We start from the raw sequence: 12,657 nt of genomic DNA on the forward strand, positions 1-12,657 counted from the left end.
CCCTACGGCTGTGCGCGTCGGTGGGATGCGGCTGAGCCGGCGCGCAGGGCGATCGCCTGGCTGACGGCGAACAGCGCGACATCGACGGCGACCGTGACGACGCCGAGTCCGGCCGGCGGAGTGCTCGCCAGCATCGACGCGGCAGCGACAGCCGCCACCGCGATCATGTTGACGATCAGCACCACGCGCAGCGCGGCGCGCAGCTGCAAGCGCACCAGCATCCACGCCACCAGCGCAGCCCACAGGATCACGGCCACTCCCACCGCCGCGATGAGCGGCGCGGGAAGACGTATGCTGTCGGCGAGCATGCCCGAGCATGCCGCCACGGCGATGCCGAGCACGGCGCAGTACGCAGCATCCAGCCGCAGGCTCCAGCGTCCGAGCTTCTGCGGATCGATCCCGTGCATGAGGTTCCCGATCATGGAGGGGCTGACGGGAATCGAACCCGCGCTGTCTGCTTGGGAAGCAGAAGTTCTGCCATTGAACTACAGCCCCGTTGCGCCTGACGGCGCTTGGCCAGCATAACAAAGGTCGGAGGCGTGCGTTTCGTCTCGCTGTGCTCGCTCAACGACCGGTGGGGGTGGGGGGCGTGCGTTTCGTCTCGCTGTGCTCGCTCAACGACCGGTGGGGGTGGGGGTGTGCGTTTCGTCTCGCTTCGCTCGCTCAACGACCGGGGGGCGGGTGGAGGCGTGCGTTTCGTCTCGCTGCGCTCGCTCAACGACCGGGGGCGGGGGTGTGCGTTTCGTCTCGCTGCGCTCGCTCAACGACCGGTGGGCGGGGCATGGCACCGCGGTGCCATGGGGGCCGTGCAGGTTCATCCTGCAGGCGGACGCGGTGGCCCCACCCGCGGCCGTAGCGTCGTAGGCATGATCACAGCAGAGGGCCTCGGCAAGAGGTACGGAGACAAGCTCGCGGTGGATGACGTGTCGTTCACCGTGCGACCGGGGAGCGTCACCGGGTTCCTCGGACCCAACGGCGCAGGAAAGTCCACGACCATGCGCATGATCGTGGGGCTGGACCGTCCCACCACGGGCACGGTCACGGTCAACGGCACCGACTACAAGCACCTCACCGCACCCCTCACCGAGGTCGGCGTGCTGCTCGACGCCAAGGCCGTGCACACCGGCCGCTCCGCCCGCAATCACCTGCGTGCCATGGCTGCCACCCACGGCATCCCCTCCTCCCGCGTCGACGAGGTGATCGACATCACCGGCATCGGCTCGGTCGCCCGCAAGCGCGCCGGCGGCTTCTCGCTCGGCATGGGCCAGCGCCTCGGCATCGCGGCTGCCCTGCTCGGCGACCCGCACACCCTCATCCTCGACGAGCCGGTCAACGGCCTCGACCCCGAGGGGGTGCGCTGGGTGCGCCAGTTCGTGCGCCACGCGGCATCCGAGGGGCGCACCGTGCTGCTCTCCAGCCACCTGATGAGCGAGATGGCGCAGACCGCCGACCACGTCATCGTGCTCGGCCGCGGCAAGGTGCTCGCCGACGCCGCCCTGCCCGATCTGGTGCGCGCCTGGACCACCGAGCGCGTGCACGTGCGCAGCCCGCGCGCGGCGGAGCTCGCCGATGCCGTCGCCGGCCGCGACGTCGAAGTCGTCAGCAGCGATTCCTTCACCCTCGACGTGACCGGGCTCCCGGCATCCCGCATCGGCGACATCGCCGCCGAGCGCGGCATCGCCGTGCACGAGCTCACCCCCACCAGCGGCTCGCTCGAGGATGCCTACCTCGCCCTCACCGGGGAGTCCGTCGAATACCGCACTCGTGCCGTTCCGCAGGACGGCACCCAGCTCGAAGGAGCAGTCGCATGACCGCGATCCAGGCCCGCGCCACCCACGTCCCCACCACCGTGCACCGGCTGACCTTCGTGCGCCAGCTGCGCAGCGAGCTGATCAAGCTGATGACCGTCCGCGGCACGTGGTGGTCGGTGGCCATCGTCGGCGTGCTCACGATCGGCCTCGCCTTCCTGATCACGGCGACGATGTCGCCCCCGGTGGACAACATGATCATGGCCGTGATCTCTCCCGTGCAGTTCACGATGATGCTGGCCGGCATCCTGGGCGTCATCTCGGTCACCGGCGAGTACTCGACGGGGATGAGCCGCTCGACCTTCACCGCCAACCCGGTGCGCGGCGCGGTGCTGCTCGCCAAGGCGGCCGTGCTCGCGGCGTTCATGTTCGTCGTCTCGCTGATCATCTTCCTCATCGCGGCCATCGGCATCACGCCGATCGCGGCAGGGAAGGACATGGCGCTGGACTGGGCCGACCCCACCCGCACCGTGCTGCCGATCCTCGCCGCAGCCGCCGCCATGGCGCTGTTCGCGCTGCTCGGCGTCGGGCTCGGATTCCTGCTGCGCTCGGGCGCCGGCGCGATCGCGGTGACCGTCGGCATCCTGTTCGTGCTGCCCATGGTGGTGAACGTGGTCGGAGCGCTGATGCAGGCCGAATGGATCATCGACCTGGCGAACTACCTGCCCTCCACTGCGACCCAGTACGCGATCCTGCCGCAGGACGGCATGCCGCTCGACGCGCCGATCGCCTGGGTGACGCTGGGCGCCTGGCCCGCCGCGGCGCTGCTCGGCGCGTGGGGCGCGCTGCGCGCCCGCGACGTATGACCCCCGACGCGCAGCACCGCACCCCCGGTGGGTGAGTAGGGTCGAGACCGTGTCCGGAACGCACAGCAGCAGCTTCTCCGTCCCTCGGGACGAGGAGCTGCTGCTGCCGCGTCCGCCCGGGGTCATCCGGCAGTTCTGGGCACGGCATCCGCGTCTCGCCGACGCCCTGATCGCCCTGATCTGCCTGCTCGGCTCGGTGGGGACGACCGCAGTGGCCACCCACGGCGTGGCCGCGCACGCCGGCCGCATCGTCTCGGCCGGTGCAGCGGTCGCGATCAGCGTCGTGATCGTCGGCTCCTCGGTGCTGCTGATGTGGCGCCGCCGCTGGCCGGAGGCGCTGCTGGCCACCGGGGTCGTCGTGGAGCTGATGCTGCTGGCCATCACGGCATCGACCGGGACTCTGATGTTCCCGCTCACGGTGTACACGCTCGCAGTGCACCGGTCGACGCGCGCCTGCTGGACCGGCCTCGGGATCGGTGTGGGGCTGATCGGCGCGCTCGCCCTGGTCATGGCCACCAGCGGCGCCGCGTCGGTTCAGGACATGGCCAATGCCGCTCTCGGGGTGGCGATCCCCGGCCTGATCGGCGCACTGATCGGCATCAACGTCGGCAATCGGAAGCGCTACATCGAGGCCGTCATCGACCGCTCCCGGCAGCTGCTCGTCGAACGCGACCAGCAGGGGCGCCTGGCGGCCGCCGCAGAGCGCGACCGGATCGCCCGCGAGATGCACGACATCGTCTCGCACTCGCTCACCGTCGTGGTCGCGCTCTCGGAGGGCGCCGCCGCAACCTCCGACCGGGACCGCGCCCGCGACGCATCGACCGCGGCAGCCGCCACCGCCCGCAACGCGCTTCTGGAGATGCGCACGATGCTCGGCGTGCTGCGCGACGGCGACGCCGACGCGCCGCTCGCGCCGCTCGAGCCCGCCAGCCCTGCCGAGACCGTCGCCGCGGCGCAGCGGGCCGGTTTCACGGCCTCGCTGGCCGTGCGCGGAGAAGCGGATGCCACGCCGGCGCTGCGGTTCGCCATCGGCCGCATCGTGCAGGAGGGCGTCACCAACGCCATGCGGCACGCGCCGTCGACCCACGGGATCGAGGTGCGTATCGACTACGACGCCGACCCGCTCGTCGTCGAGATCGTCAACGACGGCGCTCCGGCCGCCGCCTCCGAGGGCGGCTTCGGCCTGCGCGGCCTCGCCGAGCGCGTCGCGCTGCTCGGCGGCAGCCTGAGCTCAGCTCCCGTCGGGAAGGGAAGATGGATGCTGCGCGCCGAGCTGCCGCATGCCTCGGAGCGCACGGCGCAGGGCGCTTCGGCGGGCTCAACGACTCAGGCGGGCTCAACGACTCAGGCGGGCTCAACGACCAAGAAGCAGGCAGCGACCCAACCGGGCCCGACCGCGGAGGACCACTCATGACAGCTCGGATCCGCGTCCTGCTCGTCGACGACCAGTCCCTGATCCGCATCGGCTTCCGGCTGGTGCTCGAGGCCGAGCCGGACATCGAGGTGGTCGGCGAGGCCGCCGACGGCGCCGATGCGATCGCGCAGGCCACCGCCGTTCAGCCCGACGTGGTGCTGATGGACGTGCGGATGCCCGGCGTCGACGGCATCGCCGCGACGGATGCCATCGTGCAGCGGCATCCCGGCATCCGCGTGCTCGTGCTGACCACCTTCGATCTGGACGAGTACGCGTTCGGTGCGATCCGCGCCGGCGCCAGCGGGTTCCTGCTGAAGGATGCCGAGCGGCACGAGCTCGTCAGTGCCGTGCGCGCCGTGCACCGGGGCGACGCCGTGCTCGCGCCTCGCGTGACGCGGGCGCTGCTCGATCACGTCGCCTCGCTGCCCGCCGCGGCGTCGGCATCCGCATCCGAGGCATCCGACGACGATCCCGCGGCCGATCTCACCGAGCGCGAACGCGACGTGTTCCTCGCGATCGCCCAAGGGCTGAACAACGCCGAGATCGCCGAGCGACTGTTCCTCAGCGAGTCGACCGTGAAGACGCACGTCGGCCGGGTGCTCGCCAAGCTGCAGGTGCGCGACCGCATCCACGCGGTCATCCTCGCGCACCGGCTCGGGATCGCGGGTACCGACGACGGGTCGCGGGTACGCTGAACACGTGCTTCTCAGCGACCGCGACATCAGAGCAGAACTCGCATCGGGCCGGATCGGTCTCTCCCCATTCGACGAGGACATGGTGCAGCCCTCCAGCGTCGACGTGCGCCTGGACCGCTATTTCCGGCTGTTCGACAACCACAAGTACCCCTTCATCGACCCGTCTGTGGAGCAGCCCGAGCTGACCCGCCTGATCGAGGTCGCTCCCGACGAGCCGTTCATCCTGCACCCCGGCGAGTTCGCCCTGGGCGCGACCTTCGAGCAGGTCTCGCTGCCCGACGACGTCGCCGCCCGCCTGGAGGGCAAGTCGTCGCTGGGGCGTCTCGGCCTGATCACGCACTCCACCGCCGGGTTCGTCGACCCCGGATTCACCGGGCACGTCACGCTGGAGCTGGCGAACGTCGCCACCCTGCCGATCAAGCTGTGGCCGGGGATGAAGATCGGCCAGTTCTGCTTCTTCCGGCTGTCCTCTCCCACCGAGAACGCGTACGGCTCCGGCCCGTACGGCAACCGCTACCAGGGGCAGCGCGGACCCACGGCATCCCGCTCGTTCCTGAACTTCCACCGCACCGACGTGGGCACGACCGATGCGGGAGCGATCGGAGGCTGACATGGCTGATCCCGACGACGTGCAGAAGCCGGATGCCGCGGTGCCGGATGCTGTGGCGCAGGACGTGCCCGATCTGGACATCCCGGCGGCCGACGTGCCCGAGCTGGACCAGTCCGACCCGGTCGTCCCGGAGGCGGTGCTGCCGGAATCCTTCCTGACCGAGCCGGTCATCCCGCCGCCCCCGCCGGACACTCCGGTGACCGGCGCCGACTGGCGAGAGAGCTGGCAGGACCACGCACCGGCGCAGGAGGGCGCGGCATCCGACAGCGCCCAATCCGACAGCGCCGTATCGAGTGCGTCGCCCGTCACGCGAGCGGCGCGGCGGACGGCATCCGGCATCGTGGGGGCACCCGCGGCACCGGCATCCGATCCACGACTGACGGCTCCCGAACCCGCCCCGACGGTCGTCCCGCCGCCGGACGGCGCGACCGGCGGCGGCTATCGGGTGCTCACCGCCGTGATCTACGGCTTTCTCGGCGTGCTGCTGGTCGGCGCCGTCGTCACGATCGGCGTGCTGGTCTCCTGACCCGCCGCGCCCGCCGTCGCGCCTGCTGATTCACCGCCGCACGTCCGGACGATCGGTCGGATGCCGCGGACGCACGGTCGGGTGCGGCATCCACCCGCACGGCACGCTGGAGACATGACCACGACCGCACCCCTGCCCACCGTCGAAGCGACGGTGCGCCGCATGCCCTACGCCGCTCTGCTGACGATGATGGCGATGAGCTTCCTGCTCGTCAGCGCCGAGTTCCTGCCCAACGGCGTGCTCACCGACATCGCCGCCGAGCTGGGTGTCACCCCGGGGCAGGCGGGACAGCTCGTCACCGTCACGGCCCTCGCCGGACTGGTCGTGGCGCCGACCATCGGCCTCGCGCTGCCGCGGCTGGACCGGCGCTCACTGCTGGTGTGGATGGCGGTGCTCGCCGCGATGTCGAACGCGGTCGTCGCGATCGCGCCCAGCCTGCCGCTCATGCTGGTGGCGCGCGTGCTGCTGGGCGCGGCGCTGGCGGGCTTCTGGACCATGTCGATCACGGTCGCCGCGCGCATCGCGGGGCCGGAGCGGCTCGGACGGGCCGTGATGTTCACCTCGGCGGGAACGTCGCTGGCCACCGTCGCCGGAGTGCCGGTGGGCGTCATGCTCAGCGAGCTGCTCGACTGGCGCGGCGTGTTCGGCATCGCTGCGGCCGCCACTGCGCTGCTCGCCGTCGCGCTGCGCTCGCTGCTGCCGGCGGTTCCCGCCGAGAACGCCGCACGCATCTCGGTGCTCGTCGAGACGCTGCGGCGCCCGGGCATCGGACTGGGGGTGGTGGGCCACGTGCTGGTGATCTTCGGGCACGCGCTGGCGTACACGTACATCCGCCTCGCGCTGGAGCGCGTGCAGTCCGGCGGCGCGGTCGTGGATGAGGGCACGATCATCGTGCTGCTGGCCGTGTTCGGCATCGGCGGGTTCATCGGCAACATCGTGATCGGCGCCGGCATCGATCGCACCCACCGGGTGCTGGCCGTGGTCACACCGCTCGTGATCGCCGTGACGCTGATGGCGGTGATCCTGGAGGCCGGCTCGCTGTGGACCGTCGGCGTGGTGGTGTTCGTATGGGGCTTCTTCTTCGCCTCGTGGCTGCTGATCGTGAACACCTGGGTGGGGCACCGCATGCCCGACCGGCTGGAGGCCGGCGGCGGACTGGTCGTGGTCGGATTCCAGGCGGCGATCATGCTCGCGGCCGGCGTCGGCGGGATGCTGGTGGACGCCATCGGCATCGAGCTCGCCTACCCCGTGGGCGCTGCGATGCTGGCGCTCGGCGCGCTGCTGTTCGGCATCTCCGGCCGCCGGACGCACTGACGCGTCGCCGGCTCTGCGATCAGGCGGATGCCGGAGTGCGGCGCCGCCGGAAGGCGGAGGGCGTCATGCCGGTGTGGCGGCGGAACGCGCGGCTGAAGCCCTCGTCGGAGCCGTAGCCCAGCTCGCGGGAGACCTCACTCACGCCGCGGCCGTCGGTGAGCAGGGCGCGCGCCGCCCGCATCCGCACCTCCGCGACGTACTGCGCCGGGGAGACGCCGAAGGCCAGGCGGAACCGCTCGGCGAACACCGAGCGCGACAGTGCGCTGACGGATGCCATCGCCTCGACGCTCCAGTCCCGGCCGGGGTCGGCGTCGATCGCCTGCACCACCCGGTTGAGGAACGGATCGTTCGAGCGGGCCGGCCACCCCTGCGGTGCGCACCCGACGTCGGACCAGGCGCGGATCACGGACTGCAGCACGGTGGTCGCCATCATGCGGCAGATGACGAGGTCGCCGCTGCGCTCGCCGCTGACCCACGTGTCGCCGCCCATGTGCTGGGCGAGCGCGGCAGCGCCGGGCTCGAGCCGGTCGAAGCTGCGGATCCAGCCGACGGAGGGCAGCAGCGCCGCCAGATGAGCGGCGCTGTCGGCCCAGTCGAGCTCGGAGACGAGCACGGCGGAGCCGGCGGGAACGCGCAGCATCAGCCGGCGGCTCGCCAGCAGTGCGTCGCCGGCGGCAAGAGTCGTCGGCAGGTGGCCGGACGCCGGCAGCGCGACCTCTCCCGACAGGATGTAGACCAGCGACAGGCCGTCGGAGCCGAGGGCGATCGCCTGATCGGCATCCGCGATGACGCGGTGCTGGAAGCGGATGCTGATGGCGACCTCATCGAGCAGGTGCTCCAGCGCGTCGTTCGCCACAGCAGCTGACGGTGCGGAGGCTGCTGCAGGTGCTGCAGGTGCTGCAGGTGCCGCGGGTGCTGCGGGTGGGCGATCCAGGACGGGGGTGCTCATGAACACAGCAACCCCCTGCCGCCTGCCGCTATTCCGGCGGCGAACTCCTGAGGTGCGGCCCTGCGGGATCGTGCGCGACCCGTCGGGATGGAGAATGTCGGCTCAGGATGCCGGATACCGAACGTTTTCCATCCCGCTCCACAGCGGCGAGATGGAAAACGTCCGGTGGGCGCGCCCTGGAACAGCGAAAAGCATCCGGCCGGTGAGGCGCGGATGCTTTTCGCGGGCGGCAGCAGTGCTCAGCCGTGCGTGTGGATGTGGATGTGGGTGCCCGGGGCGCCATGACGGCGATGGCCACCGCCGAAGCCGTGCCCGTGCCCGCGGCCGCCGAAGCCGTGGCGGTGGCCGAACCGGTGGCCATGACCGCGGCCCCGCGGCATTCGCGTGCCCTCCTCCCAGCCGAACTCGCGCGCGATCTTCTCGAGCGCGGAGGTCATGGTGGCGTACTCCTCGGGCGTGACCGCCCCGGCCACGCGGGCGCGCAGGTCGTCGACGGAGGCGCCGAGTCGCTGCTTGGCGAGCGTGCCGGCATCCGTGAGCGCCCAGCCGCCATCGGCGCGCTCGATCCAGCCGAGCTCGACGAGCCGGCGCAGCTTGCGCGGATGCACGGGACGGCCGTCCGAGACGGTGCCGTCGATGCGGTTCAGCATCCGCCAGTCGCGGCGGGTGATGCCCTCGTCCTCGAAGACGGTGGCGAACTCGGCGCGCATCAGGCGGTCGACCGCGGTGATCCAGTAGCCGAAGGGGCGGGGCGTGTCGTTCTTGGTGTCAGTGCTGTTCATGGGAATCCCTTACATGTCATTTAGCAAGTACATGCAGTGTGACATGGAGTGCATATACATGTCAAGTCGCATGTAAAATCGATGCATGACCGACTCGCCTCACGACGCCGCCGACGCCATCGCCGCGGCGCTCTTCCGCCTGCGCGGCCGCCGGGGCGCGGGGCCGCACGGTCACCAGCATCCGCACGGTCGCGGGCCCCACGGCCCGCACGGGCGCCGCGGGATGGGCCCGTGGGCGGCGGACCGCTCCGGCGCGCCCGCGGTGATCCGGATGCTGGAGGCGCTGGCCACGGCATCCGCTCCGCTCGGCGTCAGCGATCTGGCCGCGGCCGTCGGCGTCGATCAGCCGCGCGCGTCCCGTCTGGTGCAGCAGGGCGTCGACCGCGGCTGGGTGCGACGCGAGGCCGACCCGGACGACGCTCGCCGCACCCGGATCGCGCTCACCGACGATGGTGCCCGCACCTTCCGGGGGATGCGCGGAGAACGACGGGAGGCGCTCGCCCGCGCGCTCGCCGCCTTCACCGACGACGAGAGCGCCGAACTGGCCCGGCTGCTGACCAAGCTCGCCGACAACTGGGGCGCCTGAGCCTCACCGCGCCCGAGTGGTCACCGCGCGGGAGTGGTCACCGCGCGGGAGATGAGGCGGCACCGCGGGGTGCGCGCACGAACTCGAGCACGGCATCCAGCACGGGGTCGCAGCGCAGTGTGCGGTTGTGCCCGAATCCTTCGGTCACCACCAGCCGGGAGTGTCCGTCGTGCGCGGCGTGCAGGTCGTGCGAGTGGCGTGGGTCGAGTCGATGGTCGAGGGCGTCGTGCGCGATCAGCAGCTCGACGTCGTGGGGGAGCGGATGCCGTAGCGAGTCGTACCTGGCCTCGGCATCCGCTCGATCCATGCGCATCCGCCGGTAGAAGGCGTGTTCGAACGCGGTCGCGGTGCGCGGTGAGAGTCGCAGCATCCGCTGGAACTGATCGTGGAAGGCCTGTACGGTTCCGGCCGCCGAGATGATGACCACCCGCGGCGCGTGGACCCCGTCGCGCACCGCTGCCAGCGCCGCGAACCCGCCGAAGGAGTGCCCGACGATCAGGTCGAACGGTCCCTGTGCGTCGCCGAGGATCCGCGCGGCGGCGACCCAGTCGCGCACGTCGGTGCGACGGCCGGTCGAGTCGCCGTTGGCGGGAGCGTCGAATCCGACGACGCGGAAGCCCTCGCTCACCAGCTCGCGCACCAGCGTCGCGAACTGCGCCGCGCGTGAGTTCCAGCCGTGCATGATCAGTGCCGTGCGGGTGCCGCGGCCCCACTGATAGGTCGTGACGCGCTGCCCGTCCACCTCGATCTGGCCGCGCTCGGCGGCGTGATGCGTGTGCCGATCGTCGCCGCGCACGGGCATGCGCGGCGAGGTGGAGAAGAATGCCGCGACAGCCAGGCGGCCGGCGAGAGCAGGCGAGACGGCGCCGACCATGCGGATGCCGGTGGCGACGGTGCTCATCAGGGCGGGCATGCGGACTCCAATCAATACGAACGATCGTACACAGAATATCCGAACGATCGTTCGTAGACTAGGGGTCATGTCGGATGCGAGTGCAGAGGGCGTCCTCGACGGGCGCCGGGCGCGCGGGGATGCGTCGCGCAGAGCCGTGCTGCGCCACGCGACCGATCTCGTCTCCGTGGAAGGACTCGACGGACTGAGCATCGGGCGGCTCGCCGCGCGCTCCGGTTACGGGAAGAGCAGCATCGCCGGGCTCTTCCACAACAAGGAGGGGCTGCAGCTGGCCACCGTCACTGCGGGACGAGCCATCTTCATGGACGTGGTCGTCGAACCCGCGCGGCAGCACGAGCGCGGGCTGCCGCGGCTGGTCGCGCTGATGCGGAACCTGCTGGATTACTCACGCGACCGCGTGTTCGAGGGCGGATGCTTCTTCGCCGCGGTCTCCGCCGACTACGACTCCAAACCGGGGCCGGTGCGCGAGGCGGTGCGCACCGCGATGCACGACTGGTACGGCTATGTCGAAGCGCAGACCCGCGCGGCCGTCGACAGCGGGCAGCTGAGCCTGGACGACGACGGCATCGAGCTCCTGTCGTTCTCGCTGCCCGCACTGTACGAGCAGGCCAACGCACGCTCGCTGCTGTGGGGGAGTCAGCGGCCCTACGTCGTCGCTGCACGCGGAATGCGCGAGCTGCTGCTGCGTGCCGGGGCTGCGGACGCCGCGCTGCGGTCGCTCGAGAGCTGACCTTCGCGCGTCAGGCCCCGACGTCCTTCGGGAACCGCACCAGCAGCAGCAGCACCAGGCCGATCAGCAGGATCAGGCCGATGCCGAGCACGCCGTAGACGATCCCGCCGAACCAGGCGAGGAACAGCGACCACGCCAGCGGCGACAGGAACGATGCCACCCGGCCCGTCGTGGCGTACAGGCCGAAGATCTCGCCCTGCTGGCTGGGCGGCGTGAGTCGCGTGAGCAGGCTGCGGCTGGATGCCTGAGTCGGGCCGACGAACGCGCACAGCAGCAGGCCGCACACCCAGAACACGATCGTGCCGAGATCCTTGAGTGCGAACACGACGAACGCCATCACCACCAGGCTGGCCAGCGCGATCGCGATCAGCCGCCGCGGCCCGATCGCATCGTCGATGCGCCCGGCCAGCAGCGTCGAGACGCCGGCCACCAGGTTCGCGGCCAGGCCGAAGATGATGACCTCGAGGAACGAGAACCCGAACCCCTGCGCGGCCAGGATGGCGCCGAACGCGAACACGCCCGCCAGGCCGTCGCGGTACACGGCCGCCGACAGCATGAACCAGAAGGTGGGGCGGTTCGTGCGGAAAAGCGTGACGATGTTGTGCCACAGCACGACGTACGAACGGAAGAAGCCCACCCGCTGCGAGGACGCGTAGGCGGGTGATTCGGGCACGTTGCGGAGCATCGGGATCGAGAACACGATGGTCCACACCGCGCAGATCACCGCGACGAGCTTGAACGAGAGCGGATTGTCCTGCCCCACCAGGAACAGCACAGGGATGCAGACGATCAGCGCCACCACGCCGCCGATGTACCCGAGTCCCCAGCCGAGGCCCGAGATGCGCCCCACGTTCTTCGGCGTCGACACCTCGGAGAGCATCGCGTAGTAGCTGACGTTGCCGATCTCGCTGACCACGGCCGCGATCGCCACGGCGAACGCGCCGAACCAGAAGAACTTCGGGTCGGCCTCGACGAAGAACAGCGCGAACTGGATCAGCGCGATCCCGATCGTCGCCCCGATCACCCACTTCTTCTTGCTGCCGCGCGCGTCGGCCTGCTGACCGAGCACCGGTGCCAGCAGCAGGATCAGGATGCCGGCGGCGAAGTTCGCCCAGCCCCACCACTCCGACAGATCGGTGAGGCCGCGACAGTACTCCGAGCCGATGTAGGCGGAGTCGGTGCAGCTCATGTACTTGTCCGGGCCGATCAGACCGGAATCGCGCACCTCGGGGTCGAGGAACATCCGCGAGGTCAGGTACAGCGCGATCCACACGAACGTGAGGATGACCGTGTTGAACGGCTGCATCGCCCAGTCCCACATCGCCCACGAGACGACCTGCTTGCGGGGCGCCTCGGGTGCCCCGTCGTGCTCGCGCCCGAAGGCCGTCAGTGCGGCGGTGCTGATCGGCGTCTGCGCCGCGGAGTGATCGTCGCTCATGGTCGAAGTCTGGCCGGGACGGGTGAACGGCCGGTGGCGGCGCGCCGTGCGCAACCGCCCCGATGCCGCAGATGTCGGCTCAGATC

General features: G+C 70.9%; 14 protein-coding genes and 1 tRNA gene. 9 read left to right on the forward strand and 6 right to left on the reverse strand.

The features are described 5' to 3' along the window. Window positions 1–2: 2 nt before the first annotated feature. Window positions 3–407, reverse strand: a complete 405-nt coding sequence (locus Q9R19_RS09850) for a hypothetical protein (protein ID WP_311256208.1) — start codon at window positions 405–407, stop codon at window positions 3–5. A 14-nt stretch (window positions 408–421) separates the two neighbouring features. Beyond that, a tRNA-Gly gene (locus tag Q9R19_RS09855) sits at window positions 422–495 on the reverse strand. A 371-nt stretch (window positions 496–866) separates the two neighbouring features. On the opposite strand from Q9R19_RS09855, the gene Q9R19_RS09860 reads away from it, so the two are divergent. From Q9R19_RS09860 to Q9R19_RS09890, 7 genes are all read left to right on the forward strand, one after another. Then, a complete protein-coding gene (locus Q9R19_RS09860) occupies window positions 867–1,811 on the forward strand; it encodes an ATP-binding cassette domain-containing protein (RefSeq protein ID WP_311256209.1) in 945 nt (314 codons plus the stop codon). After that, window positions 1,808–2,614 (forward strand): ABC transporter permease, encoded by an 807-nt coding sequence (locus tag Q9R19_RS09865; protein WP_311256210.1) that lies wholly within the window; start codon window positions 1,808–1,810, stop codon window positions 2,612–2,614. The genes Q9R19_RS09860 and Q9R19_RS09865 overlap by 4 nt, the downstream gene beginning before the upstream one ends. Before the next feature lie 49 nt (window positions 2,615–2,663). Beyond that, window positions 2,664–4,028 carry a histidine kinase gene (locus tag Q9R19_RS09870; protein ID WP_311256211.1) on the forward strand — a complete coding sequence of 455 codons (1,365 nt, stop codon included), beginning with the start codon at window positions 2,664–2,666 and terminating at the stop codon, window positions 4,026–4,028. Further along, entirely contained in the window at window positions 4,025–4,723 is a 699-nt protein-coding gene (locus Q9R19_RS09875; protein WP_311256212.1) for a response regulator transcription factor, read from the forward strand. The genes Q9R19_RS09870 and Q9R19_RS09875 overlap by 4 nt, the downstream gene beginning before the upstream one ends. Before the next feature lie 4 nt (window positions 4,724–4,727). Next, a complete protein-coding gene (gene dcd / locus Q9R19_RS09880; protein WP_311256213.1) occupies window positions 4,728–5,333 on the forward strand; it encodes a dCTP deaminase in 606 nt (201 codons plus the stop codon). A 1-nt stretch (window position 5,334) separates the two neighbouring features. Then, complete coding sequence (locus tag Q9R19_RS09885; protein WP_311256214.1) at window positions 5,335–5,859, forward strand: hypothetical protein; 525 nt, start codon at window positions 5,335–5,337, stop codon at window positions 5,857–5,859. 114 nt (window positions 5,860–5,973) lie between these two features. Further along, entirely contained in the window at window positions 5,974–7,173 is a 1,200-nt protein-coding gene (locus Q9R19_RS09890) for an MFS transporter (RefSeq protein WP_311256215.1), read from the forward strand. 19 nt (window positions 7,174–7,192) lie between these two features. On the opposite strand, the gene Q9R19_RS09895 is transcribed toward Q9R19_RS09890, so the two are convergent. Beyond that, entirely contained in the window at window positions 7,193–8,029 is an 837-nt protein-coding gene (locus Q9R19_RS09895) for an AraC family transcriptional regulator (RefSeq protein WP_311256216.1), read from the reverse strand. Between the two features lie 332 nt (window positions 8,030–8,361). Next, the gene (locus Q9R19_RS09900) at window positions 8,362–8,904 is read right to left on the reverse strand and encodes a hypothetical protein (RefSeq protein ID WP_311256217.1); all 543 of its coding nucleotides are present in this window, start codon (window positions 8,902–8,904) and stop codon (window positions 8,362–8,364) included. A gap of 85 nt (window positions 8,905–8,989) precedes the next feature. Between Q9R19_RS09900 and Q9R19_RS09905 the strand changes: the two genes are divergently transcribed. Continuing rightward, window positions 8,990–9,490: a MarR family winged helix-turn-helix transcriptional regulator gene (locus Q9R19_RS09905; protein ID WP_311256218.1), complete on the forward strand. Its 501-nt coding sequence runs from the start codon at window positions 8,990–8,992 to the stop codon at window positions 9,488–9,490. A gap of 37 nt (window positions 9,491–9,527) precedes the next feature. Here Q9R19_RS09905 and Q9R19_RS09910 read toward each other — a convergent pair whose 3' ends face one another. Next, window positions 9,528–10,403 (reverse strand): alpha/beta hydrolase, encoded by an 876-nt coding sequence (locus Q9R19_RS09910; protein WP_311256219.1) that lies wholly within the window; start codon window positions 10,401–10,403, stop codon window positions 9,528–9,530. Window positions 10,404–10,470: 67 nt separating this feature from the next. On the opposite strand from Q9R19_RS09910, the gene Q9R19_RS09915 reads away from it, so the two are divergent. Next, a complete protein-coding gene (locus Q9R19_RS09915) occupies window positions 10,471–11,133 on the forward strand; it encodes a TetR family transcriptional regulator C-terminal domain-containing protein (protein ID WP_311256220.1) in 663 nt (220 codons plus the stop codon). Between the two features lie 10 nt (window positions 11,134–11,143). Here the strand turns inward: Q9R19_RS09915 and Q9R19_RS09920 are convergent, their stop codons facing one another. Then, complete coding sequence (locus tag Q9R19_RS09920) at window positions 11,144–12,571, reverse strand: MFS transporter (RefSeq protein WP_311256221.1); 1,428 nt, start codon at window positions 12,569–12,571, stop codon at window positions 11,144–11,146. Window positions 12,572–12,657: the final 86 nt, after the last annotated feature.

This window comes from Microbacterium sp. ARD32, from assembly GCF_031844385.1.
Lineage (GTDB): Bacteria > Actinomycetota > Actinomycetes > Actinomycetales > Microbacteriaceae > Microbacterium.